This is a genomic window from Psychrobacter sp. P11G5 (assembly GCF_001593305.1).
Classification (GTDB): Bacteria; Pseudomonadota; Gammaproteobacteria; order Pseudomonadales; family Moraxellaceae; genus Psychrobacter.
Genome location: NZ_CP012533.1, coordinates 1306306 through 1332773, shown reverse-complemented (window position 1 = coordinate 1332773; position 26468 = coordinate 1306306). Strand labels below are relative to the sequence as shown.

27 protein-coding genes and 1 tRNA gene are annotated in these 26468 nt (G+C 41.6%); 9 read left to right on the top strand and 19 right to left on the bottom strand.

What is annotated here, in order from left to right; all coding sequences use genetic code 11:
• Positions 1 to 10 precede the first annotated feature (10 nt).
• The 13 genes from pxpB to AK825_RS05525 form a co-directional block, all read right to left on the bottom strand.
• The gene (pxpB, locus tag AK825_RS05585; RefSeq protein WP_068035261.1) at positions 11 to 664 is read right to left on the bottom strand and encodes a 5-oxoprolinase subunit PxpB; all 654 of its coding nucleotides are present in this window, start codon (positions 662 to 664) and stop codon (positions 11 to 13) included.
• Positions 665 to 733: 69 nt separating this feature from the next.
• Positions 734 to 2080: an acetyl-CoA carboxylase biotin carboxylase subunit gene (gene accC / locus AK825_RS05580; RefSeq protein WP_068035259.1), complete on the bottom strand. Its 1347-nt coding sequence runs from the start codon at positions 2078 to 2080 to the stop codon at positions 734 to 736.
• Between the two features lie 59 nt (positions 2081 to 2139).
• A complete protein-coding gene (gene accB, locus AK825_RS05575; RefSeq protein ID WP_068035257.1) occupies positions 2140 to 2676 on the bottom strand; it encodes an acetyl-CoA carboxylase biotin carboxyl carrier protein in 537 nt (178 codons plus the stop codon).
• A gap of 226 nt (positions 2677 to 2902) precedes the next feature.
• The gene (gene pobA, locus AK825_RS05570) at positions 2903 to 4126 is read right to left on the bottom strand and encodes a 4-hydroxybenzoate 3-monooxygenase (RefSeq protein ID WP_068035254.1); all 1224 of its coding nucleotides are present in this window, start codon (positions 4124 to 4126) and stop codon (positions 2903 to 2905) included.
• Positions 4127 to 4193: 67 nt separating this feature from the next.
• On the bottom strand, positions 4194 to 4817 hold the full coding sequence (pcaG, locus tag AK825_RS05565) for a protocatechuate 3,4-dioxygenase subunit alpha (protein WP_068035252.1): 624 nt from the start codon (positions 4815 to 4817) through the stop codon (positions 4194 to 4196).
• 3 nt (positions 4818 to 4820) lie between these two features.
• The gene (pcaH, locus tag AK825_RS05560) at positions 4821 to 5549 is read right to left on the bottom strand and encodes a protocatechuate 3,4-dioxygenase subunit beta (protein ID WP_068039081.1); all 729 of its coding nucleotides are present in this window, start codon (positions 5547 to 5549) and stop codon (positions 4821 to 4823) included.
• A 72-nt stretch (positions 5550 to 5621) separates the two neighbouring features.
• Entirely contained in the window at positions 5622 to 6794 is a 1173-nt protein-coding gene (locus AK825_RS05555; protein ID WP_068035250.1) for an alpha/beta fold hydrolase, read from the bottom strand.
• 36 nt (positions 6795 to 6830) lie between these two features.
• The gene (locus AK825_RS05550) at positions 6831 to 7610 is read right to left on the bottom strand and encodes a class II aldolase/adducin family protein (RefSeq protein WP_068035249.1); all 780 of its coding nucleotides are present in this window, start codon (positions 7608 to 7610) and stop codon (positions 6831 to 6833) included.
• Between the two features lie 26 nt (positions 7611 to 7636).
• Positions 7637 to 8557: a TauD/TfdA family dioxygenase gene (locus AK825_RS05545; RefSeq protein WP_068035248.1), complete on the bottom strand. Its 921-nt coding sequence runs from the start codon at positions 8555 to 8557 to the stop codon at positions 7637 to 7639.
• A gap of 347 nt (positions 8558 to 8904) precedes the next feature.
• Positions 8905 to 9984: a TRAP transporter substrate-binding protein gene (locus AK825_RS05540; protein WP_068035245.1), complete on the bottom strand. Its 1080-nt coding sequence runs from the start codon at positions 9982 to 9984 to the stop codon at positions 8905 to 8907.
• Positions 9985 to 10080: 96 nt separating this feature from the next.
• Positions 10081 to 11160 carry a TRAP transporter substrate-binding protein gene (locus AK825_RS05535; protein ID WP_068035243.1) on the bottom strand — a complete coding sequence of 360 codons (1080 nt, stop codon included), beginning with the start codon at positions 11158 to 11160 and terminating at the stop codon, positions 10081 to 10083.
• Positions 11161 to 11293: 133 nt separating this feature from the next.
• Positions 11294 to 12349: a TRAP transporter substrate-binding protein gene (locus tag AK825_RS05530; protein WP_068039079.1), complete on the bottom strand. Its 1056-nt coding sequence runs from the start codon at positions 12347 to 12349 to the stop codon at positions 11294 to 11296.
• Between the two features lie 148 nt (positions 12350 to 12497).
• A complete protein-coding gene (locus tag AK825_RS05525; RefSeq protein ID WP_068035241.1) occupies positions 12498 to 13886 on the bottom strand; it encodes a lyase family protein in 1389 nt (462 codons plus the stop codon).
• Positions 13887 to 13920: 34 nt separating this feature from the next.
• Here AK825_RS05525 and AK825_RS05520 point away from each other — a divergent pair, with 34 nt between their 5' ends.
• Both AK825_RS05520 and AK825_RS05515 read left to right on the top strand, forming a co-directional pair.
• Positions 13921 to 14709 (top strand): IclR family transcriptional regulator C-terminal domain-containing protein, encoded by a 789-nt coding sequence (locus tag AK825_RS05520; RefSeq protein WP_068035238.1) that lies wholly within the window; start codon positions 13921 to 13923, stop codon positions 14707 to 14709.
• Positions 14710 to 15317: 608 nt separating this feature from the next.
• Entirely contained in the window at positions 15318 to 16115 is a 798-nt protein-coding gene (locus AK825_RS05515; protein WP_227514124.1) for a DUF5020 family protein, read from the top strand.
• Positions 16116 to 16248: 133 nt separating this feature from the next.
• Here the strand turns inward: AK825_RS05515 and AK825_RS05510 are convergent, their stop codons facing one another.
• Together AK825_RS05510 and AK825_RS05505 are read right to left on the bottom strand one after the other, a co-directional pair.
• Positions 16249 to 16653 carry a RidA family protein gene (locus tag AK825_RS05510; RefSeq protein WP_068035237.1) on the bottom strand — a complete coding sequence of 135 codons (405 nt, stop codon included), beginning with the start codon at positions 16651 to 16653 and terminating at the stop codon, positions 16249 to 16251.
• A 172-nt stretch (positions 16654 to 16825) separates the two neighbouring features.
• Entirely contained in the window at positions 16826 to 18496 is a 1671-nt protein-coding gene (locus AK825_RS05505) for a thiamine pyrophosphate-binding protein (RefSeq protein ID WP_068035234.1), read from the bottom strand.
• Positions 18497 to 18761: 265 nt separating this feature from the next.
• Between AK825_RS05505 and AK825_RS05500 the strand changes: the two genes are divergently transcribed.
• Positions 18762 to 18836, top strand: a tRNA-Gly gene (locus AK825_RS05500).
• 477 nt (positions 18837 to 19313) lie between these two features.
• Here the strand turns inward: AK825_RS05500 and AK825_RS05495 are convergent.
• Positions 19314 to 19550 carry a helix-turn-helix transcriptional regulator gene (locus AK825_RS05495; RefSeq protein ID WP_068035233.1) on the bottom strand — a complete coding sequence of 79 codons (237 nt, stop codon included), beginning with the start codon at positions 19548 to 19550 and terminating at the stop codon, positions 19314 to 19316.
• 122 nt (positions 19551 to 19672) lie between these two features.
• On the opposite strand from AK825_RS05495, the gene AK825_RS05490 reads away from it, so the two are divergent.
• From AK825_RS05490 to AK825_RS05460, 6 genes are all read left to right on the top strand, one after another.
• On the top strand, positions 19673 to 19888 hold the full coding sequence (locus AK825_RS05490; RefSeq protein WP_045456309.1) for a hypothetical protein: 216 nt from the start codon (positions 19673 to 19675) through the stop codon (positions 19886 to 19888).
• A gap of 26 nt (positions 19889 to 19914) precedes the next feature.
• Complete coding sequence (locus tag AK825_RS05485) at positions 19915 to 21138, top strand: DUF3596 domain-containing protein (RefSeq protein ID WP_068035231.1); 1224 nt, start codon at positions 19915 to 19917, stop codon at positions 21136 to 21138.
• The gene (locus AK825_RS05480; RefSeq protein WP_068035229.1) at positions 21135 to 21419 is read left to right on the top strand and encodes a hypothetical protein; all 285 of its coding nucleotides are present in this window, start codon (positions 21135 to 21137) and stop codon (positions 21417 to 21419) included. The genes AK825_RS05485 and AK825_RS05480 overlap by 4 nt, the downstream gene beginning before the upstream one ends.
• A 10-nt stretch (positions 21420 to 21429) precedes the next feature.
• Positions 21430 to 21747 (top strand): hypothetical protein, encoded by a 318-nt coding sequence (locus tag AK825_RS05475; protein ID WP_068035227.1) that lies wholly within the window; start codon positions 21430 to 21432, stop codon positions 21745 to 21747.
• An 88-nt stretch (positions 21748 to 21835) separates the two neighbouring features.
• Positions 21836 to 22006 (top strand): transposase, encoded by a 171-nt coding sequence (locus AK825_RS14560; RefSeq protein WP_227514123.1) that lies wholly within the window; start codon positions 21836 to 21838, stop codon positions 22004 to 22006.
• 767 nt (positions 22007 to 22773) lie between these two features.
• A protein-coding gene (locus tag AK825_RS05460; RefSeq protein WP_149038738.1) for an IS3 family transposase occupies positions 22774 to 24332 on the top strand; the annotation gives its coding sequence in 2 pieces (ribosomal slippage) (positions 22774 to 23239 and positions 23239 to 24332; 1560 coding nt in all).
• Here the strand turns inward: AK825_RS05460 and AK825_RS05455 are convergent.
• Genes AK825_RS05455 through yhhB form a run of 3 tightly spaced genes read right to left on the bottom strand, consistent with a single transcriptional unit; the run spans position 24318 to position 26459 of the window.
• Positions 24318 to 24737 (bottom strand): hypothetical protein, encoded by a 420-nt coding sequence (locus AK825_RS05455; RefSeq protein ID WP_068035225.1) that lies wholly within the window; start codon positions 24735 to 24737, stop codon positions 24318 to 24320. The two genes, AK825_RS05460 and AK825_RS05455, sit on opposite strands and share 15 nt — an antisense overlap.
• Positions 24730 to 25335: a cyclophane-containing peptide 2OG-Fe(II) oxygenase YhhC gene (yhhC, locus tag AK825_RS05450; protein ID WP_068035224.1), complete on the bottom strand. Its 606-nt coding sequence runs from the start codon at positions 25333 to 25335 to the stop codon at positions 24730 to 24732. Before yhhC ends, AK825_RS05455 begins: the two co-directional genes overlap by 8 nt.
• The gene (yhhB, locus tag AK825_RS05445; RefSeq protein WP_227514122.1) at positions 25332 to 26459 is read right to left on the bottom strand and encodes a cyclophane-forming radical SAM/SPASM peptide maturase YhhB; all 1128 of its coding nucleotides are present in this window, start codon (positions 26457 to 26459) and stop codon (positions 25332 to 25334) included. Before yhhB ends, yhhC begins: the two co-directional genes overlap by 4 nt.
• Between the last annotated feature and the right edge of the window lie 9 nt (positions 26460 to 26468).

Sequence of the window (26468 nt, the reverse complement as noted above, 5' to 3'; positions counted from 1 at the left end):
TAAAGGTGTTTTATTCATAAATATCAATAGCGGTAAATTTCAGGGTATCGCCTGCGTTAAGCAAAGTAGGAGACGCTTTTGTTAAATCAAATAAAGGTATATCAGTTTGGCCTAATAGCTGCCAACCACCTGGAGATTCAAAGGGATAGACACCGGTTTGTTCACCCCCAATACCGACCGAACCTGCAGGCACTTTCGTTCTGGGTGTCGCATGTCTTGGAAAATATAAGGATTCAGATAAGCCGCCAAGATAAGGAAATCCGGGCTGAAAACCAATGAAATAAACCGTATAAGTCGCCTCGGTGTGTAAATTAACAACCGTTTCAACAGAGAGACCCAATTCAGTGGCCAGTGTTTTTAAATCAGGGCCATATTTGCCGCCATAATGTACGGGGATTTCAACATGCTTACCGTTTATGGTTTTTGAAGGAATGTCATCAAGCAGAGCTGATAGGTTATCTTTAAGCGTTTCAAGCTCGACCCATGTTAAGGAGACGGTAAATACACTTAGCGTGTTCATGCCGATGACGACTTCTAAGACTTCTGGCATTTGCTGTATGCTGTCGGCGAGCGCCCAGCACTGTTGCTGCTTCTCTAACGTTATAGGTTTAGGAAAAAACAAAGTTAGATTGGTCTCACTGCATAGCTGCCATTGTAATTCCATTAGCACACGCTCCGTTATCTTTGTCTTTCATGTCGGCTTCAGATCTATTTTTAGATATTAAAACTTAACTTAGATATTCTCTTTTATCCATTCGGTCAGATAATGAATACTTACTTGACCCTGACAAAACGCTTCATCTTTAAACAGTCGCTCGTGAAGGCTAATATTGGTATCAATGCCTGTAATTTGCGCTTCTGATAAGGCTGCTTGCATCTTCTTAATCGCCGCTTCCCTTGAATGGTCATGCACGCATATTTTCGCTATCAAACTGTCATAAGAGGGCGGAACGATATAGTTTGATTCGATATGGCTATCAACTCGAATACCAAGCCCTGCCGGCATATGACAGTAGTCTATACGGCCTGCATTAGGCAGAAAGGTATCCGGATTTTCAGCATTAATACGGCACTCAAAAGCGTGTCCAGTGATAACAATATCACTTTGTTTATGCGCAAGCTTGAGCCCTGCGGCTACTCGTATTTGTTCTTGAACGATATCGACCCCAGTGACCATCTCGGTAATAGGATGCTCAACCTGAATGCGAGTATTCATCTCGATAAAAAAGAACTCACCATTTTCATATAAAAACTCAAACGTGCCCGCCCCTCTATATTTCATTTGCTGGCAGGCAGTCGCGCAAGCTTGACCTATCCGCTGTCTTTGTTCATCCGTAATACCTGGTGCTGGCGCTTCCTCTATTACTTTTTGGTGGCGGCGCTGCATAGAGCAATCGCGCTCACCTAGATAGATAGCATTGCCGTGGGTATCAGACAGCACTTGGATTTCGATATGGCGCGGGGCTTGTAGATATTTTTCAAGATAAACGATAGCACTACCAAAATTGGCTTTAGCTTCTGTCTGCGTCATAGAAATAGCGGATAATAAATCAACCTCTTGTTCCACGACTCGCATACCGCGGCCACCGCCACCACTCGCAGCTTTGATAATGACAGGATAGCCAACATCACTTGCAATCTTGATTATCTGAGCGCTATCTGCGGGCAAAGCACCTTCGGAGCCAGGTACACAAGGCACACTCGCGGCAATCATCTGTTTTTTGGCAGCGACCTTGTCTCCCATTTGTCTGATATTATCTGCGGTCGGCCCGATAAAAACGAGACCAGACTTTTCAATTAAATCCGCAAATTCTGCATTTTCGGATAAAAACCCATAGCCTGGGTGGATGGCGTCGGCGTTGGTCATTTTTGCCGCGGAAACAATCGCTCTTTGGTTAAGATAGCTGTGTGTCGCATTAGCAGGGCCAATACATATTCTCTCATCAGCTAAACGTACTGGTAGCGAGTCTCTATCCGACTCCGAATGGGCTATGACTGATTGTATACCCAACTGTTTACAAGCTCGAACAATGCGTAAGGCAATCTCGCCACGGTTAGCAATTAAGATTTTTGAGAACATGTCGGTCTTCCTAAGCTGGTCTTCTTAAAATTACAATAAGTGAGCAATCTAAGCTAATCTTAGCTGGCAGGTTCAATGACAAGCAAGGGTTGTCCATATTCTACGACCTCACCTTCATCCACTAATGTCTCTTTGATAGTGCATGGAAACTCGGCTTTGACCTCGTGCATCATTTTCATAGCCTCAATAATACATAGCGTCTGTCCCTTATCCACTTTATCCCCTACTTTAACAAACTCGTCAGCAGTAGGATCTGAGCGTCGATAAAAAGTACCTAGCATGGGTGCTGTTACTTGTTTTTGGGTATCTTCACTTGCCTCTTTTTCATTGAGAATTGCATCGTTATTATCAACATCGTTTTGATTACTCTCAGCGCTTATATTCGCTCGCTGTTTTGAGCCGGAGGTGCTAGCAAGATCGCGCTTGTTGTTATTGTTGTTATTGTTGTTATTGTTGTTATCACTGATACCCTCGTTGCCATCAGATCGGCATATTATAGAGATACGCGCGTCACCATCCGTTATTTCTAAGGAATTTATGTTAGAGCGTTCAGCTATCTTTATCAGCTTTTCGAGGTCAGGGAAATTAATATTCATATTATTATCTAGTCCATTAGAGTGAAAAGAACACCATTACTTTATTTGAATATATTGAATGATTACGTTTAACCGTAGCACAACCGCTGTACTCAATCGTAGCAGTTATGTGTTATAAGATCTTGAGAAAACATATGAGTTTTTAAATAACAAAAAGGCCTTTAATACTATAATAAACATAGCATTAAAGGCCTTTTCGTTTTAATTATAATTCAGTATTTATCTACTATTCCAATGCCTCACATGGCAAGCCCACATAATTCTCCGCAATGGTCGTCTTGCCAGCTTCTGAGTTAATAAAGTAGTCAAACTCAGCCTGCTGTACACGGAAATCAAAACGGCCTGCACTTTGAAAGCGATGCAATAACATAGTCATCCACCATGAGAAACGCACTGCTTTCCAGACCCGTGCCAAGCATATCTCTTGATAGCGTGGAATCAGATCAGTACGCCCCTCTTCGTAGATTTTTACAAACAGACGGAACGCGGTTTCTACATCACTGGCAGCAAGGTTCAAGCCTTTCGCACCGGTCGGAGGTACGATGTGCGCGGCATCTCCCAACAGAAACACTTTGCCATATTGCATGGTTTCACATACGTAAGAGCGCAATGGAGCGATACTCATCTCTAATGCTGGGCCAGTAACTAAGCGCTCAGCCATTTCTGGTGGTATACGGCGCTTTAACTCCTCCCAGAATTTTTCTTCATTCCAGTTCTCGATTTTATCCGTATCAGGTACTTGGATATAATAACGACTTCTGGTTGGGGAACGCATTGAACACAGTGCAAAGCCGCGCTCATGGGCGCAATAAACCAATTCGTCATTGACTGGCGGCGTATCACTCATCAAACCCAACCAACCAAATGGATAGGTTTTTTCGTATTCCTCTAATTTATTAGCAGGAATAGATTTGCGTGAAACTCCGTGAAAGCCATCACACCCAGCAATATAATCGCAATCTATACGAAATATTTCATCTTTATGCTGGTAAGTCACATAAGGGCTGTCTGATTCAATATCGTGTAGCTTGACGTTATCCGCTTGATACACTGTAATAGCGCCCGCTTTTTCACGTTCAGCCATCAAATCGCGAGTAACTTCTGTTTGACCATACACAATCACATGTTTGCCACCGCTGTATTTTTCGAGGTCTAACTGATAATGCTCACCTTGAAAACTAAAGTCTGTGTGAGTATGAATTAAGCCCTCTTCATCCATACGCGTGCCAGCACCCGCTTCACGGATTAAGTCTGCCGTGCCTTGCTCTAATACACCAGCACGAATCCGGCCTAACACATACTCACCTGTCTGGCGTTCTAAAATAATATTGTCGATACCAGCTTTGGTTAATAACTGTCCGAGTAATAAGCCAGATGGACCTGCACCAATGATGGCAACTTGGGTTTTGGTCGTTACTTGTGCATTTGAAGTTGCCTGAGTCTTAGTCATGAAATCCCTCTCTATATTTAATAAAGTCCGTTTAGAGTTCTATGCCACCCCAATGTTAAGAGTCAAATTAAAAGTCAAAAAAGACCGTTTCATCGTCACCTTGTAAGCGTATATCAAACCGATATCGCGGTTTTCCAGCACCTGCTTCTTTTACTGCTATCAATGTTTTACGGCGCACGGGTGACGGAACTTTATTTAAGACTGGGCAATTTTCATTGGCGTCCTGCTCATCATCAAAGTACGCTCTAGTTTGCAAATGAAGATTGATACCACGTGCAAAGATGACAATATTGATATGAGGCGCCATTGATTTACCATCAAAATCTACTTGCCCAGGTTTAATCGTCTTAAAATAAAAGTCACCATCCATTGCGCAGGCACTACGACCAAAACCGCTAAAGGGTTTTTTATTATCGAAATCAGCAATATAGTTACCGTGACTATCGGCTTGCCAAATCTCAATTAAGGCATCGTGGACTAAGTCATCATTGCCGTCATAGACAGAGCCGACCAGTTCAATATGCTCACCTTCGGCATTTTCCTTAGCCAAATCCTGCCATATTTCATCTGATCTTGACTCAAAGCCAGCTATTTCCAATGCTAAACCGATATGGACAAAAGGCCCTGCCGTTTGTGAGGCTGTTTCGCGTAATAGACCCGTCTCGTCTTGTAATTTGTATTGGCTATACATGTTTTACTCCTCAAAATAGGTTTGTAATGCGCCGCGAACGACCACATCGAAACGATATGCTAAATAATCCATGGGTTTGCTCATAGACATATCTAAGCGAGCAATCATCGTTTCAACCGCTTCTGGATCTTTTAATACCTGCACGATTGGACACAGCGGAACCAGTGGATCACCTTCAAAGTACATCTGGGTGATTAAACGTGTTGAGATCGAGGGGCCCATGACTGAGACGTGAATATGCGCAGGACGCCACGTATTAATACCATTTGGCCAAGGATAAGGACCTGGGCGCACGGTGCGAAAACGATAACGACCATCAGCATCCGTCATACAACGACCGACCCCACCGAAGTTTGGATCAAGAGGCGCAAGATAGCTGTCTTTTTTATGACGATAACGGCCCCCAGCATTGGCTTGCCACATCTCAACTAGTGTATTGGGGACTGGTTTGCCAAACTGATCAATCACACGGCCATGCACCACAATGCGCTCACCAATAGGTAAACCTGCCTGCGAGCCTTCAGTGCGAAAGTTCATCAATAAATCATTATCATGTTGGCCCATGTCTAAATTATGAAAGACAGGGCCACTGCGCTCTGAAGGGCTAGCATTTTGAATACTGACTAATGCTTGACGCGGTGAACGAGAAACTGAAGTTTTATAACCCGGCGTATACTGTGCAGGTTGCCACGCACGATCACGAGCGACAAAATAAGGATAATTTTGACTCATTTTGCTGATGTTCTGATTCATTAGGAGTATCTCCATTTTTATAAAAGGCTTAGAGCATTCAATACTTTAATATTAAGAAATTGCATCACCCCAGCCATTCTCCTTAGCTAAAGAAAATGCATGATTGGCCGCTGGCACCCCAGCATAGATAGACACATGCATCAGTACTTGACGCAGCTGAGCTTCGTTGATGCCCAAACGCTGCGCGGTGCGCAAATGCAATCCTAACTCACCATCACGCCCCAGTGCTGCCAATATAGCGGTCGTAATCATACTGCGCTGCTGGAAGGTCAAACTAGGATCTCCCCATAGCTCGCCCCAAGCATTACGAGTAATAAACTGCTGGAACGGACTGTCTAATGTTGTCGCGTTTTTAGACGCTTTTTCAACATGCGCGTCACCAAGAATCCGCTTACGCTGTACAAGCCCTTGCTCATAGCTGATACCTGCTTGACCGACAGTCGCACGAGCAGCATTCGTTTGAATATAGTCCACCAACTGATTCGGTGTTTCAATCGATGGGACATGACCCACTCCTGCAAATACGGTCAAGTGTGCATCAGAAAAAGCTGACTGCAATGCTTCTAAAGTAGCAGGAGGTGTAGACACATCGTCCGATCCAGCAAGTAAGGCAACGTTTCTAGCATAGCTTGCTAGTTTGTCGCGGTTATCGACTTGTGCTAAAGCTTCACAAAGCTTGGCATAGCTCTCATCATCGCTGCGTGACAATTGTACTTGCCAGCCTTGTAATGTCTCAGGGTTCTGTTTAACAAAAGTCGGTGAAAACCAACGCTGCACAATGCCTTCAGCCATCTCAGCTAAGCCTAAATGACGGACATTTTCAGCGCGTTCTGCCCATGCTGCTTTGGTACCGATTACAGCTCCAGTATTGGTAAGCCACATTTGCTCTAAACGCTCAGGCGCTATCTGACATAAGCTTTGACCGATGACACCGCCAATCGACGTACCGATAAAATTAAAGCTCTCAATCTCTAGAGTATCGGCTAAGGCAAGTACATCGTGAGCCAGCATTTCTGCTGAGACACCATCTGCTGCGACCCCACTACTACCGTGCCCCGGTAAGTCCCAGCGGATACAACGATAATACCCATGTAATTGGTCACAGATCTTATCCCAAACGTCACGACTCATCCCTAGTGGATGCGCCATGAATAATGCTGGTAGATAAGCCTCACCACTATCTTGATAAGCAATAAGATGTACGTCGGTTGCAAAAAATGCCATGCTTGTTCTCCTGCGCGTGTAACTTTCAAAGAGCGATTACTTATCCCAATTTGGATCCAATCTATTCATTAAGCGATAGTAAGCGGGCCATTCAGGCAGTCTCACTTCGGCACCAGCTTGAGCATCACCACCTTCAAATTGCTCTCTTGTTTTTCTCATCGCATCATCACTTACTTTAATCAACTCTCCTCCTGACGCCATAGCCTTGAGCTGCACTTGACAGCCTTGGATGATTTGATACATCCTCATAAAAGCCCAAGATACGTCAGGGCCAGTCGTGATAACCCCATGATTATTCAGCATTAAAGTATGATTGGTCGGTCCAAGTGAAGCTATCAATCGTTGCTGTTCGCTCTCATCTAATACAATACCTTCAAAATTATGATATCCAATGCGATCGTAGAACATAAACGCTTCTTGGTATAAAGGAATAAATCCGCACTTTAAAGCGCTGACCGCTTGGATATCAGTATTATGAGTATGCATGACGCAGTGTACATCTGGCCTACCCTTATGAAGAGCAGTATGAATCACATTGCCTGCTTGATTGATAGGATAAGGCGAGTCGTCGACCTTATTACCATCAAAGTCGATTTTTACTAAATTTGAAGGTTTTATTTCACTATATAAGAGTCCAAAAGCATTGATGAGTAAATGCTCGGTGCCGGGTATCCTATAGGAGATATGATTATAGACTTGAGTCGTCCAGCCGTAGTAATCAACCATTCTATAACACAGCGCCAAGTCGACTCGAGCTTGCCACTCAACGTCACTATAGCCTGGCGGGGTTACTGTAGATGCAAAAATATCTTCCATAATACAATCCTATTACTATAATTCTATTATACTGGTCTCTCGCCCATGACAATCGCACGATACATCTCACGTCTATAACCATCATAGTCGTTAAACGCTTGATGCAAGCAAATCCTGTTATCCCACATAATAACGGTATTATTTTCCCATCTTAATCGGCAGGTAAAAGACTCTTGAGTGGCAAGGCTCGATAAAAAATCAAGCAAAGGTCGCGCCTCATCGTCCGTCATGCCTTCTATCCCGCAAGCATAAATCTTGTCGACATACAGTGACTTCTCACCTGAGACAGGATGGGTTCTGACCATTGGATGATAAAAGCCTTCTAGCATCTGCTGGGTATTTAAATCAAGCTCGATATTACCGATAGCTCCTACTTTTCCTGATTCTTGAGATTGCTTTTCTGCTTGCATATTGGCAAGGACGTTTTTACCACTCATCCATACTTTTAGCGGCGCTATCATCTCCTGCATCGCTGGGCTTAAAGAGTTATAAGCCAATACAGCATTGGCGAACATCGTATCGCCACCATATGGCGGTATATCTACACCATAATTAATAGCAATAGAAGGTGGGCATTCTAAAAAAGCTGAATCCACGTGCCAGCCACTGCCAAACACGCTTTTGGTGGCGACACTCGCTTCTTTAATGAGTGGTTGAATATTTGGATGACCAGGAACTCCAGTCGTATAAGCATCCGTTCCGAACTCGCCAAGCTGAAGGATTAAGTTTTCATGATCAGTAAAAGATATTTCCTGATCTCTAAAAAAAATCATTTTATGTCGATAGAGAGCATCTTCGATTTCAGCCATAGTATCATTACTGACATTGCTTAAATCTACGCCTCTGATTTCTGCTCCCATAGCTGACGCTAAAGGATGGGCAGTAATATGCTGATAATCTTTTGCACTATTATCAAAAAGTCCTGTGGGGTGAACGCTATTAACCATTTTTAATCCCTTAAAAATTATTAAGATTGAGTTTTACTACATCAACTGAAAACTGAAAACGTTAATTTAATAAATTTACCAATTCTAAAATTAACATAGTTGATTCGCGATAAACAAATACAACGCTAATGAGATAAATTTTGCGCAGCCTCTGTCTGCGTAGGCACAGCAAGCAAGGAAAATTTATGCCAGTACAGCAAGCAAGGAAAATTTATGCCAGTTTCGCGTTATCAAATAACGTATCCAATTTATTTAGTATCGACTATATATCTTTAGAGCAGGTTTTTCTAAATGACCTACGCATTTGTAAAACGTATGCATTTGTAAAAACCTATTCTTTATAAAAACTACACTTTACAGGCAGCACTGGCGACTTTAACTTTTTCATAGACACTATCAGCATCTAAACCTAAAGCTCTAACGTCACTAAGATACTTCTGTGTACCCTCTGTCAAAGGGCCTTTCCAATCAGGATCGTTAAGTGGATCAGGTATATCGACCATCACATCTCCTTTTGCACGAGCCTCTTCCATAAACTTGGAGTCTTCTCTATCAGTCATCTCGCCTGCGATGTCGGCCATCACTCTACCTGAATTGTCGTCGATTATTTTCTTCAAATCATCAGACAAAGCTTCATACCTATCTTTATTCATCGTGACTAATAATGCTGAGTTGTAAAATGGGATATTAGTATGGGCATTTGTTAATTCTGTAATTCTAAAATCACCAGTAGGCTGCCAAGGGAAGCTTAGCCCATCAATCACTCCTCGTTGTAACGATGTATAAATATCAGGAGCAGGCAAGCCTACCGGAGAGCCGCCGGAAGCTTCAATAATATCCCCTGCAATTGCTGAAGGACGGCGTATACGCATCCCTTTCATATCTTCTGGCACGCGAATAACTTTATCAACGGTATGTAGAGCCGAAGGGCCTGCACCCATCAAAAACAATAGATGAGTATCTTCGTATTCGCTAGCAATAGTGCCATTATCATACAGAGTTTGTAGCATACAGCTCATTTGCACAGCTGAATTGGATAAGCCTGGTAATTCTGCGATTTGAGTTAATGGAAAACGTCCAGCAGTATATCCGTGAGCTTGTGCTCCGATATCAATAGTACCTTTAGCAGCAGAATCGTAAGTCACATCGGGCTTACTTAAGGTGGCTGAAGGATAAATCTCAACTTTTAGCAGACCATTTGACTCTGTCTCAAGCTTTTTAGCCCATGGCTCAAACACTTCAGTCTGCATGGCAGAAGTTGCCGGCCAAAAATGTGAGAATCGTAAAATCGTAGCATCCGCTGCTGAAGATTTCGTATTCGTAACTTGTTCAGGTTGCTCAGTTTGTCCAGACTGGGAACAAGCTGACATGCCCATTGCTACTGTTATTAATAATGGCAGAACACTCGCTTTAACTCTGATAGACATATTTATCTCTTCCTTGTAGATAAATTAAAAGTATGATTACTTAGCACTTATTATCTAATATGCACAGTTTACTCTGGTGCAACATCTATCTATAAGCTAAGATTTACAAGCAACGCCAGCTTCTTGGGCTTTTTTATAAACGCCTTGTGCATCTAATCCAAGCGCTTCCACATCATTAAGATATTTTTCAATTTCTGTCTTAAGTATACCGCTCCAAGCAGGGTCATTTAATGGGTCAGGAATCTCTATCATCGTATCGCCGCGAGCTTTGGACTCAGCTTTAACTCTAACATCTTCACTATCGAATAAACCGCCAGCAATCTTTGCCATATCCATACCTGAATTGTCATCGATGACTTTTTTGAGATCATCAGGCAAGCTCTCATACTTATCTTTATTCATGGTCACTAATAATGCTGAGCTGTATAAAGGCATGGTCGTATGCGTATTAGTCAATTCCGCTAACTTAAAGGCGCCTGCCGCATCCCAAGGCGTGCTCACTCCATCTATTACACCGCGTTGCAAGGAAGTATATTGATCAGATGCTGGCATACCAACAGGGGTACCTCCTGCCGCTTCGATAATATTAGCCGCTATCTCTAACGGGCGGCGAATACGCATGCCTTTGAGGTCTTCTGGTTTGCGAATAGGTTTATCAATAGTATGAAAAACGCCAGGTCCTGAAGCCATCATAAATAGCGGATGGGTATCCTCATACTCACTTGCTATCACATCATCATTATACAAGGTTTGTAGCATACAGCTTAATTGAGCACCTGAGCTTGAAAGACCGGGTAGCTGGGTAATCTCAGTCAATGGAAAACGGCCACTGATATAGCCCTGAACTTGCGCCCCTATATCAACAGTACCCTTAGCAGTCGAATCATAAGTGATATCAGGTTTACTTAGAGTGGCTGAGGGGTAAATCTCAACTTTAATTCTGCCGTCTGAGTCGGCTTCAATCTGTTTTGCCCAAGGCTCAAAAACATCGGTATGCAAAGCTGCTGTAGATGGCCAAAAGTGTGAGAACCTTAGTGTCGTAACTTCCTGCGTCGTTACATCTTTTGCGGCTGAATTAGTATCGACATCCTGCTCAGATTGATTGGAGCAACCTGACATACTCAATGCCATTACTACAGATAAAGGGATGGCGCTTCTTTTAATTTTAATAAACATCTTTATCTCTTCCTTGTAGATAAATTAGAAATCATTACCATTAACTATATAATTAGCATAGTTCAAAATTGAAATCACAATATTTATAAATCACAAAACATATCATCTGTAAGAGGCAATGTTAGCGTACGAATTAAGACTGACAAGCCGCACTGGCTTCTTTTGCTTTTTGATAGACTGTTTGAGCATCTAATCCCAGCGCTTCAGTGTCTTTTAAGTACTTTTGCGTCCCTGCTTCTAACGGTGCTTTCCATGCAGGATCATTCAATGGATCAGGAATGTCTATCATAACGTCGCCTTTGGCTTTTGCCTCAGCCATAAATTTGGCGTCCTCACCGTCAAACACTTCACCGGCAATAGCAGCCATCGCCTTACCAGAATTGTCATCGATGATTTTTTTGAGATCATCAGGCAGGCTTTCATACTTGTCTTTATTCATAGTAACCATAATAGCGGAACTATAAAAAGGCATATTGGTATGGGTGTTTACAAGCTCGATAAGTTTAAATGAGCCAGTCGCATCCCATGGCAGACTTAAGCCGTCCAGTACACCGCGTTGCAGCGAAGTATAAAGATCAGGAGCTGGTAAGCCGACAGGCGTTCCTCCTGCCGCTTCAATAATGTCACCCGCGATGGCTGAAGGACGACGAATACGTAAACCTTTTAAATCCTCTGGTTTGCGAATAGGCTTATCAATAGTATGAATGCCTCCAGGACCAGTACCCATCATAAATAGCAAATGCGTATCTTCATATTCGCTCGAAATCACCCCATCATCATACAATGTCTGGAGCATGCAGTTCATTTGAGTGGCTGAATTGGAGAGACCGGGAAGCTCTGTGATTTGAGTTAATGGGAAGCGGCCGTTGGTATAACCTTGAAGTTGAGATCCGATATCGACAGTGCCTTTAGCAGCTGCGTCATAGGCAGCATCAGCCTTGGTGAGTGTTGCAGAAGGAAAGATTTCAACTTTCAATCGTCCATTTGACTCTTCTTCAACCTTTTTTGCCCAAGGCTCAAAAACATCGGTATGCGTCGCTGAAGTCGCTGGCCAAAAATGCGCGAAACGTAATGTCGTCGTCTCTTTAGAACTTGCAGCATCGCCGTTAGCCGCATCATTAGCGGTATCGTTTGATTGTGAGCAGCCAGTAAAACCAATTAAGGCTGCCAATGCCATACTAAACGCCATACTAGTAGGGAGGGTTTTCTTCATCATAAATTCCTTTTTTTGATGGTCTAAAATAATCCTAATAAAATCTTTATAATTTGTTCTATATAAGAATTCTTGTTCGTATAGTGAATTAACGTAACCCTTTTCTAAGCTTCTGTCAATGTGGTTATTTGTTTTTGCTGGATGAATTTAAAACTATTGTTTCGATTGCTCGTAATGTGAGCTGACATTGTCTATCTGCTGCACCGCAGTAAGTCAAAGGAGATAGAAGTATTGCAAGCTCATTTGAGTCATTATCGCTATCATCTACCAATAACTCTGTTGTGAACTCAAACTCTGTTGTTATCTCAAAGAAAGTTTGCACAAAGCCTTTATGCTCTCTATGTGCTTGCTGGCTAGCTTGTTCTATTAAAGGATAGATTCGCTCTTGACGGTCTAGAAAATGACGTTTTAAAGGTTCAACGAGATACGCATCACTATTTAAATCAAGATTGGCCGCCATGCGCTCGGGATACACTTGCAACCCTTGTAATAAAGTCTTTAGATAATCTGCGGCACCAGCGACCAAAGCGACGCCTTCCATTAAAGGCATCCAGCTCGCATGCCACTGGCCCAACGCACGCTCAAAAGGCTGAGCGGTTGTGTTGCTAATCACACTTAGATGCCCGTGCATTCTTAACGTAGCGGTCTTAATTAAAGCACACAACACAGGGTTACGTTTATGCGGCATCGATGATGAGCCGCCCATCCCTTCAATAGTAGGTTCAGCCAACTCTCCCAATTCAGACTGACACATCAAGGCTATATCTTCAACGATATTTTCCATAGCGCCAGCACAAGCATCCAATCCAGAAGCGAGCGCGTGAATAGGTTGTCTATTCGTATGCCAAGGCAGCAATGGCAACGATAGTCCGAGTAATGTCGCCACCTGCTGAGGCAACTCATAACGTTCATTCTCTTCATTACTAACTCCAACAGGACCACCCCATTGTAAATAAAAGCGAGAATGCTCTAATTGCGTTAAATTTTGCATAACAGCGATTAGCGATGCTGCCCATTGCGAGGCCTTTACTCCAAAAGTAATCGGTAAAGCTTGTTGCAACAATGTTCTACCTGCCATCGGTGTTGTACGATGACTCTCAATTAATATAGCGCAAGCTTGAAGCACATCAAACAAGTCATTATTGATAAGTTTTAGAGCTGGCTTGAGCATCATCATCATCGCTGTATCAATGACATCTTGACTGGTAACGGTCTGATGAAAATACGGTTTTATTTCTTGAGGTAATAAGGCTTTGGCTTGTGCTATGAAAGGAATAGCCGCGTTGCCACCAAGGTAAGTTTGCGCCCCAATCTTATCAATATCAAACAAATCTATCGCTAACGCTTCTTTAGTTTGCTGTAGAATGCCTGAAGGAATAAGGCTATGATGCTCTCTGACTGCTATGATGGCCAGTTCAAAATCTAACATGGCCTGCACAAACAAACGATCAGAAAAGCTCTTTGCAATATCAGAATGGATAAAAGGCTGATTGATTAATTGAGTAATTTTCATTTAAAATCTCTAATTTTGGTAATCATTGAATAGCATGTATAAAGAACAAGATGAGAAAATACCTGTAGATAGTCCAGATTTTGTTGCATCGCTTGCGGCAGGGATGAGCGTATTACTGACTTTTGATGAAAACCACTCTAGTATGACGTTGAGCGAAGTAGCCGAGCGCGCCAAGATAGATAGAGCAAAGGCTAGACGTTATTTATTAACCTTGCATGCCCTCGGTTACGTTCATAAAAGTAAGCGTCAGTTTAGTTTGACCCCGAAAACGCTAAGCCTTGGCGCCAGTTATTTAAGTGGCGTCCACCATCACGATATTATTCAGTTTTATTTAGAACGCGTCACTGAAAAAACAGGTGAATCTTGCTCGTTTGCAGTATTAGATGATGATGAAGTGGTATATATCGCTCGCTCTGCGGCTGAACATCGCTTGATGTCTATTACCTTAGCGATTGGCACGAGACTACCTGCAGCTTATACCTCTATGGGTCGTGCGATTCTTGCCAGCCTTCCTGATGAACAGCTTAAAGATTATATTAATAACGTTGAACTATGCGCTCATACGCCATACAGTATTACTGATCGTAATCAGCTTAGTCAGGCGCTCAAAGAAGCTAAAGATCAGCAGTACGTCGTTGTAAATCAAGAGTTGGATACAGGCCTTCTATCGCTAGCACTGCCAGTCTATAAAGCAAATAATGAACTTATTGGTGCTATTAATATTAGTACCAATGCACTTCGTATCTCTCATGACGTATTAATCGAACAGTTTTTACCAATACTACGTGATTGTGCAGCAAAAATCCAAGCCTACTATATCTAGATACTGTATTTAACTGCTATATTTAGACGAGAGATTTAACTGCAATATCTGAATGAAAGCTGACTAAGAATTATTGAAGCTTATCATTGGTATATAACCAGTTGATTTTAGAATATGCCTAACTACTATGTGTATGTAAATGAAATATAGTCGATAGTAAAACTGCACTCTTTAAGGCATAAAAGGCTTACATTAAATTGTAAGCCTTTTTTTATATCCAACTTTTAGTAGTCAGTTTTCAAAATAACTTAGAACAGACACAGAGTTCTTCACGTTTCGAACATTACAAATTATTGTTATACCACAAATCATGGTCAGATATATAAGCCCTGCAATAAAAAAGAGTCAGCCACCATTCCCACAGTAAGATGGCATTCATAAATACTTAACATCTTTAAAACTCTCTCGTTAATTCCTGAGTAATTAATACTACTTATTTTAATTTCTTTATAGTAATATAAATCCTGACCAAATGGTCAACTATGTTAAAAATTGTCTTTCCTTAGAGATAACAGCGCGTTTGGATAGGATGTTAAAACCGGACTTTGCATGGTCCTATAATTGCGCTTTTAAGGGAAATTAACGACTGTACTTAAGGGAGTAATACTGTGCGTTTAAACTTAATAGCAACAACTCATATCCATTCAGCTAAAAACAGGCTCTACTATCTAAAACCATTGTTTATAGCAGCAGCTACTATCGGTGCTTTAGGCAGTCTAACCTCTGCTCAAGCTAAGACTTTTTTTACTGATACGAGCGTTTCTGTACTTTACGGTACTGATTATGAACTAGCAGAAGATGGAGAGCTGACGACAGTTACCTTAGAGCATGCGTCCGCTCATAGTTGGGGTGGCATATTCTTCTTCGTTGATCGTTTGCAAGGCGTCAGTAATGCTGAAGGTAGCCGAGCCAAAGATATTTATGGCGAGCTGTCTCCAAAGTTCAAGATTTCAGACTACAATAATGGCTTTATTAAGCAGGTAAACTTAGCTGGTACTTATGAGTTCGGCTCGAATAGTAGCGGTTTTGAGCAAGATAACTTCTTAGTAGGTATTGGTGCTGATTTAAATATACCTATTGATGGTATGAAGTATGCTTCAGCTACTTTATATCATGCTTTTAACGATGACACTTTCAGTGACGCTGATGATCAACAAATTACTTTGACTTATGGTTGGGAGAAAAATAACTTCGTCGTTGACGGCTATGTTGATTATTCTTTTAATAACGATGATAAGGCAAATCAGTTGCATATTAACCCGCAGATTAAGTACAACTTGCAAGAATTGCTTGGTATTGATAACAGCATCGAAGTCGGTATGGAATACAGCTATTGGAAAAACAAGTTTGGTGTTGATGGAGTGAATCAGAGCGTACCTAGTGCTCTAGTGAAATTTCATTTTTAAGTAAATAGTTGTGAGTTTGCATAATAATTGATCAAAAGTTAACAAGCCCCTTTCAACATTAGTATATGAAAGGGGCTTATTCATGCATAATGGTTATTTAGTATTTTTAAATTACTGAGTTGTCCATAGTTATCTATTCAATAGTAGCAGTAACTTCAATCTCAATCAGTAAATCCGGTTGTGCAAGAGATTGAACGCCAATTAATGTATTGGCTGCAGGTAATACATCTCCATAAAATTCAGCAATGGCATGACCGATAACTTCTAAATCTTGCGGCTTCAAGTTCACTATATACGTTCTCATTCTCACCACATCCGCTGGTCTCGCCCCGGCTTCACGCAGTACCGTTGTCAGATTCTTAAATACTTGCTGTGTCTGTTTGGCCAAGTCGTCAGCGCCGACTAAGTTTCCGCTTTCATCCCATGCCAATTGCCCTGCACAGTGGATATCTGTTTTCCCCTGTGATTTAACGGCGTGAGAAAAGCCATATTGCAAACTGTCATATATAGAGCTTGGATTAATCACTTCACGTGTCATATTAAAATCTCCTTTGAATGTAATTACTATCTTCTATTTTTCTAAGATGGTATTGCGGTATTTTAAAATAATGAAAAAGCTTAACGGCTTAAAAAAACAATCCCATTTAGTAACCATACTAAACGGGATTGCTGACATCTATTAAGCCCAGTTGCTCAAAAGCTAATTAAACTTAGTCTGCCTTTGGCTTAAGCGCCGCGCTGATATCTGCTAACAAAGGCGGAATATCATGCTTGTCAGTCATCACCTCTAAAAATACCATTTTATCTGTCGTTGCTGCGGCTGTCTTGAGAGCAGATTTTAATTCTCCCATCGTTTCTGCTTTGAGTACCAAGCTATTATGCTCATCAGCACCAAAAGCCTGCGGCATTAAGTGCCAGTTGCACTTAGGAATATCATTGTAGCGTTGATTTTCACCATGAATTGCGCGCTCAACGGTATAGCCGTCATTGTTAACCAACACAATAACTGGATTGATACGCTCTTGGATCATCACTGCTATTTCTTGAATGGTCAATAATGCTGAGCCATCACCAATGAGTAAGACACTACGCTTATCAGGCGATGCAATGGCAGCACCTAAACTTGCTGGCAAGGTATAGCCGATTGAACCCCACATTGGCTGACCGTAGCAGGTCACGCCCTCTGGCAGACGCACATCACTGATACCAAAGTAAGCGGTTCCTTGGTCAGCAAACACCAGATTATTATGGTCTAAATGATCTGCGATGACATGCCACAAGTCATCTTGACGGATAGCTTCTTCATCAGTACCATGTTGCTCATGCGGCTTGATCTCTTTACAAAAAGGCTTGGGTACAATATTGATACCCGAAGTCATTACTTCATGCAACGCTTGTAAGGCATCTTCTAATGCGATAGGAGCAAAATTCTTACCGCTAATAGTCGCACGCTCATAATGCAAGTCAACAACGACTTTTTCATCAATATCTTGGCTGAATCCTGCCGTCGTCGTATCGGTATACTGCACTCCAATTTTAATTAGGCATTCACAGTTTTCTACTGCATCTTTCACTACTGGACGTGATGCCACACCTGCATAAGTGCCTGCCCAGCGCTCGCTTTGTTCATCTAGAAGGGTTTTACCCCATGATAAAGTCGTATAAGGAATTTCAGTATCAGCAATTAATGCTTTGAGCTGGTCTTGTAGTCCCAAGCGATGCACCATCAAATCTGCCATTAAAGTGGTAGTCTTATTCGGTAAAAACTCTATCAGCGCTTTCTTAAAATCGACCAATGCTGCTTGGCTGGTTATATTCTCTGCACTATCGACAAGCTTAGTAGAAGGTGGATAAATGGGCTGACGTGCGACATCTGGCGATAGCAACAAGTAGCCTGGGCGATGTTTTTTGAGGGTCACACGAATGACTCTATCAATCTCGGAAGCAGCATTTTCAGCGGTAAGCTGCGCACGTGCTACCGTTACTGGCTCTACCATCTTAATAAAGTGGTTAAACACGCCATCACCAAGCGTATGGTGGATGCGGCGTTTGGAATCTTGCAGAGCGGTACTAGGCGCGCCGACGACATGCAATACAGGCGCATACTCAGCATAGGAGCCTGCGGTGGCATTGATTGCCGACAGCTCCCCTACACCAAAAGTCGTCACCATCGCTGCAAACCCACGCTCACGTGCATAACCGTCGGCTGCGTAGCCTGCATTGAGCTCGTTAGTATTGCCTACCCAACGCAATTTATCAGAATCGATAATATTGTCTAAAAAGGTTAAATTAAAATCACCTGGTACGCCAAATATCTCGGTCGCCCCTGCTTCAGCAATGCGATCAAACAAATAGTCAGCGATGGTGTATTGTTGGCTCATAGCTCTTATCCTTAAGAATTATCTGTGTAAGTCATAATGGTTTTTCAAATGGTTGGAGATAATTATAAAGTTGTATATCTAGCTTATTTATAAAACATAAAGCTTTTGGAATACATATTATAAAAATCTGTTATATCATACATTCATAGCATGATGACATGCCTATTTTGCTAAATTTTGATTTTTTTGATGATGGTTATTGACAGACCAAAAAAACTGCGTATAATACGCCTTCATCATCTGATGTTACTTAAACGATGATTCAGCGGGAATAGCTCAGTGGTAGAGCATAACCTTGCCAAGGTTGGGGTCGAGAGTTCGAATCTCTTTTCCCGCTCCAAATACTTAAAAAGCCTCACTTAACAGTGAGGCTTTTTTTTGTCCAATTTTCGGGGCCTATAGAGAAATTCTCGACATATCTTTTTTGAATATAGTTAAGTCTAACTACTCAAACAAAAAACCCATTTTCATGCCGGTGCCCATGTGGTGCCCAAACTGTGCCCTGCCCTAAAACATCACATACATAACTGACCACAACCTAGCTATTTTTGGTTCAAAAATCATCATGACACCTAACCTAGTAAATTTAGCCCTATGCTAATTTTTGAACCCAACCTCAATTCAGCAAAAAACGTGTTTCTCAGAGGTCTAATTTTTCTGAAATGCATTTTAGTTTTATAACATCTAAAATTAATTGTCGTTTAAACAGTCATAACCACAACCTAATATCTGAAAACAATTAGCACGAGTAGAATATTTATCGGCGCTAAGCTTGATGATTTTCAAGACACCTCAAAGAGCCATTCTATTAAACATTCTAACTTCCTTCTGAACCCCTTCCCTCGCAAACTTCATCTTCTTCATAGAGGATAATATCGCCAGGTGTGCAATCCAAAAGCTTACAAAGCTCATTTAATGAATCAAAGTCTATTCTAGTGACTTCATTATTGTACATTCGATACAAAGTAGATCTTCCTAGTTTAGACATCCTGTCAGCATCAGCTACACGGATGCCTCTTTGTGCAAATAAAACAGGTAAATTGAGCTTAATCATACATAAAATCCCCAAAGTGATAAAAAAGTGCTTGCAAGTGATAATATTTATAGATAATATGTACTCATTAGTGATAATTAATCATTCACTAATAGTAAATTTATTTCATATGGAGAACTATTATGTCACAAACTTATCTCACTACTCAAGAATTAGCCGAACGTATCAAGTATGACGCACGTACTATCCGTAACCAACTTAAGGACACTGTTTTGATTGAAAACATTCACTACATACGCCCTTTTGGCGGTCGCAAGATTTTGTACGTATGGGAACGTATCGAAGAGGATATGTGCAAGCCGGTTATGAGTGCCATCAACGGTATGGCTTTACAGTAAATTTCACATGAACAAGGAGCTAAGCAATGGCCTCAATAAGATCGAGACGTGGCAAGCTATTCGTAGATTTTCGATATATGAATATGCGTTGCCGTGAGACGACTAATCTCACAGACACTCCAGCTAATCGAAAGAAGCTGGCTAAAATTATCGAAAAAATGGAAGCAGAAATCACTCTAGGTATTTTCGACTATGCTGCTTACTTCCCAAAGAGTGAACGAGCACAGGAAATGATGGCGCTAGCTGATAGAGCCGAAGCTTGTATCAGTCGTAACCCGACCTTTAAGCAGTTTGTCGATATTTGGTATGATGAGAAGAAGATTGAATGGCGACCGAGCTATCGGCAAAAGATAAAGATTATTCTTGATAAGTACTTATTACCTGAGTTTGGTGGTAAAGCGGTACATGCCATAAAAAAATCAGACTTGCTGACCTTCCGTAGCTCCCTCGCCAAAGTTCGTTACGGTAAAGATGGTCAGTCAAGTCTGTCAGTAGCACGAATCAATCAGATTATGATACTACTTCGTATGATACTAGAAGAAGCGTCAGATCGCCATGAGTTTGAGATGCCTTATAAAAATATTAAGAATCTTAAACAAGCTCGTCCGGATGTAAATCCCTTTACGCTGGCTGAGGTATGGCTGATTTTAAAGCATGTTCGACCTGACTATAAGCCATACTACACCATTCGCTTTTTTACAGGGATGCGTACCAGTGAGATTGATGGGCTTAAGTGGGAGTGCATTAACTTTGATCGTCGTGAGATCAGTATCAAAGGTGCATTAGTTAATGGTGAGATGGGTCCAACGAAGACACTAGGCTCACAACGTGATATTGCTATGTCACAGTTAGTATATGACGCCCTACTGGAGCAGAAGGTACGCACTTATGGCAAGTCAGAGTTTGTATTTTGCAACTCACAGGGCAATCCGATGGAGTACCGTAATGTGAATAGACGGGTATGGAAACCCACGCTTGCCCTACTCGGTCTAAAACACCGGCGTGCTTATCAGACTCGGCATACCGCAGCAACGCTTTGGCTCGCTGCTGGTGAGAATCCTGAGTGGATAGCCCGGCAAATGGGTCACAGCAGTACAGAAATGCTGTTTCGAGTATATAGCCGTTATGTGCCTGATATCACACGTCAAGATGGCTCAGCGATGGATAACTTGCTACTGGCTAGCAAGGAGAAGCTAACCAGTGCATCGAATAGCTCTAATGCACTAACTGAAAAGGAGACGTCGCAATGAAAATCATCAATTATGAGGAGCTGTTTGGTGAGTTTAAACCTGACGGTGCGATCAGTGAAGACGCGAATGTTATCGCCAATGCATTGATGCGTGAGTTGTATATTTCATCTGGTCATAACCTAGCACGCTTCTTAGGAGTGAAACGGTGTTTTAATAATGATATGGCGATGCGTGTGTGGGTGCAGAAGCGCTTGGATGCGATTCTTGACTATGTGATTGACGATATGCGTTATCAGCTTCAGAGCGAGCTTTATGAGCTATTACCGCACTCTGGCTATTAAGGAGAATATGATGAGTGTGAAGCTTCAGCCGAATATGATGCAGAACGCACAAGATCTAAAGATCTGTGAGGATTACTGGTCATATGATGACGAAAGTGATTATATCGCACATGTACAAACCATCTGTGAGAAGTATGAGATTAGCGCACAAGTACTATTCGAGACAATCGGTGAGTGTTTTGCTTATTTAGATGATGTACTTTGTGAGTACTGTGGTTATGTGTGCCCTTTACAGATACCAGCAGATATCCCTTATATGCGCTCAAAAGAGAGTTGGTGCTGTGAGGTATGTGAGCATGCCGTATGGCGGGAACATAATCATAGATAAGTTGTTCAAAATTTTAAAGCTAGACAGCTTAGGTTGTCTGGCTTTTTGCGTACCGCCTACCCTCTATTAAACACAGTCCAAATTTAGTATGCCACTACACTATGCACCGATAGGTAAACCTTGTATCGATCGCTACAATTGGCAAGGTAAAAAACGTACCAACGTCATTGGTGCCCTATACGGAAAAGCATTATTTGCACTTGATTACTTCGAGAAAAATATCAATGGAGATATATTCTATAACTGGTGCTTGAGATAGCTTATCTATGTTTGGCATGGTTCCTAGCCAGTTGTGAGTGTATTAGTTATTATAAAATCCTCTGCTACTTTTGCAAGGGGTCTATTCTTTAACACGATTTAGAAGCTCTCTATAGGTGCGTTGTCGAAGCAGTTGCCGTTCAATATGTGGATCTAAACGAAAAACCCAACTGCTAATAGCAGCTGGGTTTTTGTCACTCCTATTTGAGGGCGGTTCTTTTGGAGTAGAAGGTATTTAGTATTCTAGAAGATCGATGTCAAGCGCTACAACGAAATTTATATTTATTAGATTTCTATTCTAGTATGAGACATGATCTAAGTAGTTTTACACCTTTTTGAGTATAGAGCGGTTCAATCAATTCGTAATCAATAAGGCATTTTTTTATTTCAATGTCTTTTATCCTTGCAGCAGCAAACATACATTTTTTCTTATTATAAACTCCTTGCCAAAAATGTTGTAGGTTTGCGAAGACATATAAGGCATGTAGTAATCCTTTACTATCTCTAAATTCATCCTTCCATGGTGAGTAAGCTTTATGAGAGCTATCTGAATATAGTTTATGTTTTTTCTCAATTAGAGAGAGTTGCAAATGCATTGTTTCATGAACTACATTTTCAACTGTTCTTTCTAGCCAGTTTTCATGCTCATAAAGAGGTACGTTTATAAATATTGTAAAAGGTAAGTCAGGATCAGTATAACTAGCCCCCTATGGCAGGATAGTTGTCACCCCTAAATATTAATCCAAATGGGGGGCACAAGGACCAATCATGCCAAGATATAGTAATGAACGTAAACAAGCCATACTCAGCAAACTGCAACCCCCATTAAACCTAAGCGTGGCTCAAGTATCAAGAGAGGAAGGCATCGGTCTTCAGACCCTGTATAATTGGCGCAATCACGCCAGAGAACAAGGTCAGCCCATGCCGACAAATAAACGTACTCCTGATAACTGGTCAAGCGAGACCAAACTTGCCACCGTCATCGAAACAGGCGGCTTATCCGAGACCGAGCTTAGCGAATACTGCCGTAGTAAAGGTCTCTATGTTGAGCAAATAAAAGCGTGGCGCACTGACGCTCTTAAGGGCTTTAGCAGCAGCAAACAACAGAGCCTTAAAGACAAGCGTCAACAGCAGACAGACCGCAAGCAGATTAAGCAACTCACCCGAGAGCTTGCTCGAAAAGAAAAAGCCTTGGCTGAGACCGCCGCCTTACTGGTGCTCAGAAAAAAGCTGGATGCGTTTTGGGAGACCGAACCCGAGGACGACTAACCTCACTCCCAGAGCGCATCCAATATATAGAATGGATACAAGACGCCACCCAAGCAGGCGCTAGGCTCAACCCTGCCTGTTGTGAGGTTGGCATCAGCGTGCGTACCTATCGGCGCTGGTATAAAGATTCTCAAGTGCAGCAAGATAAGCGTGCTGAAGCTATCCGCCCTGTACCGGCTAACAAGATGAGCGTAGCGGAACAAGCCGCCATTATAGCCGTCTGCAATCAGCCCCGCTTTGCCAGTCTACCGCCCACCCAAATCGTACCCACCTTACTTGATGAAGGCATATATCATGGCTCAGAGTCTACCTTTTACCGACTACTTAAGCAGCATAATCAGCTCAACCATCGAGGTCGTCGCTTAGCCCCTAGCGCATCAAAGGCACCACAAACCTTTACTGCGACCGCTCCAGGTCAGGTGCTGTGCTGGGACATCACTTATTTGCCAAGTCCCGTACGGGGGCAGTTCTATTACCTGTACATGATAGAGGATGTCTATAGCCGTAAGATTGTCGGTCAGGAGGTGTATGATTGTGAGTCAGGAGTATTAGCAGCTCAGCTGCTTGAGCGTACCCTCATCCGTGAAAAGGCGCTACATAGCGGTGTGGTATTACACTCAGACAATGGGGCACCGATGAAGGCGCAAACTATGAGGATGAAGGCCTATGAATTAGGCGTTGTGACGTCATATAGCAGACCGCGTGTGAGTAATGACAACCCCTTTGCAGAGTCTTTGTTTAAGACGTGCAAGTATCGTCCTAGTTGGCCCACCCAAGGCTTTAAAAGCTTAGAGGCGGCTCGTGACTGGGTGCTGAGCTTCACGCGCTGGTACAATAATGAGCACAAACACAGTCAGCTGAACTTTGTGACGCCGAGTCAGCGCCATACGGGTGAGGATAAGGAAATACTGGCAAAACGTAAGCTGACGATGCAGCAAGCTAAAGCTCAAAATCCAATACGTTGGGGCAGTCAAGAGGTGAGAGATTGCGAGCCTGTGGGTCCGACGACATTGAATCCTGCAAAAGAGCCAGAAAAGATGAGATTACAAGCTGCTTAATTGGGCTTGATGGTGACAACTAGCTTGAAAAACTCCGCTAGTGTCAGTGTCAATATCGTCGGTTTCTAAAAGATGTATAGACTTCACTAAAGTTTTAACTGACTTATAAAGTGAATTTGGATCGAAATCCTTAATATATTGCAAAACAAGATTTAATTGTTTTAAAGCTACATCTGCATTGTATGTATAGTCTAAAGTTAAACCGATATCTTCCCATAGAGCAGAAACTGCGGGAGGCAGCTTTTGTAATATTGAATCTTCTGTATCAATAATAGTTTCAATATCATTAAAATATCGATTTATAAGATAGTTTATAGTGCTATATGTTGGATAAACTTGAGAATCTTTTACGAGATTTTGTATATCTTCTTCAGACCAACTACTTCTAGGATAATACTCAAACATTAGATTTGTCTTCAGAGTAAAAGGTAAATATCAATGTTATACGATTTCCCGAATGAACTTGACTTACAGCATGATAAGAGTCTTGTGATATCTCGAAGCCGTTTAGGAGCTTATCATTGGGTATAACTATATTTGAGATACTTGAAGAATCAGAATCTGTAAATACCATACATAACCCACCGTTCTCTACATCCCAATTTTCATTAAAATGCATTAGTAAACGATGACTTTCACGAACTTGACTAGTAGTTTCGTGGATATAGTCGTTGTGTATTTTTATGATATGTCCTTCAGTTAATAAATGCCCGACTACATCGAACTTGCTCAACAATCTAGTCTCATACATAGATTCCATGTATTTTTTTAGATAGTTTAAATAGCTCTCTTTAACCAGAAAATTCATGAAATAGGGTAAGACGGTATGCTTTAAGCTGAATTCAAACTGTGTGTAAAAGTCTGCTTCAACTAATTTCCATGGAGCGTCTGCTCTTAACCAATTTATCATTCGTTGATGCAGAACATCATCTACAATATATTCTGAAAAAAAATGCTTATAAGGATCTTTTTCTAAAGAAACTTCTTCAGGCAAGTAAATCATAAAGCATACCTTCTTAGAGTTTCTAGCATTTTGCCAATGTATAGCTTGTGGTCTTTGCAATATATGGACGGATTATCAAACCCTTTCTCTTGGCTCCATCTTGACAGTGGCATACCACCACCACATATATGGCCTATTTCACATGCTTGACATTCTTTAGAAGTAGGATGTTGAACACTAGAAGCTTCTGCAAATTCTTTCGACTTTAGTACATTAAACAAGGAGTATTCACTCTTTATATTAGGTCTTCCATCAAAGTAGTCAACGCCTTCAAATGTCGCCCTTAAGGTGTCATTTTTTCTTATTTCACCATCCGTTTCAATAACAATTATCCCAAACCCTTGTTCGCCTTTACCTTCTTTTTCTGGATTACCACCTAAAGCTATTTTTATAATATCATCAAAAAACCTTATAGGTACTGGATCAGGATCATTCACATAGTATTGGAATAACTCTACTAGCCAATCTCCATATTCGGTACTATTAAAACTCGCTTTTCCTGCGGGAAGAAAGGTATGGTTACCATCCTGTAGAAGAATGTCAATGCTTTTACTTCCTAAACGCTTTAGGTAGTTGTAATTATCAATAGGATTAGTTGTAGGTTGTATTACTGACAAAGTCCCCGAGAATAGAAAATCACTTTGATCATGAGATACTAGTAGCTTTATTCCATCCACTGTTTTGTCAAACGAACTTTTACCCTTATGAGTAAACCTACCTATATCATTCGCTTCTCTAATTCCGTCCACACTAGCTGAAACAGATACTCGATATTTGTGACAAATATCGAGTATCTTATTATTCAATAATATTGCATTTGTTTGTATAGCTATAGGGTATTGCTCATGATTAGGTAATACGTCTCTAAGATGGGCTAAGAGGTTAGAAAGCTTAACCTCTCCTAACAGAAATGGCTCCCCACCGTGTAAAACAATAGCGAAACCGCTTGGTTGACGGTTCGATACTATACTTAACTCTCTGCATAAGTTATTGACTGTTTCTGTACTTATAAGTTTAGGCTGGTCCATCCAACTGGTGTCTTGACCGTTATAAACATAGCAATAGCTACAGTCGAGATTGCATCGGCTTGCTACCTTAATTAGGATAGTATCGAGTTTATTCAAAATATACTA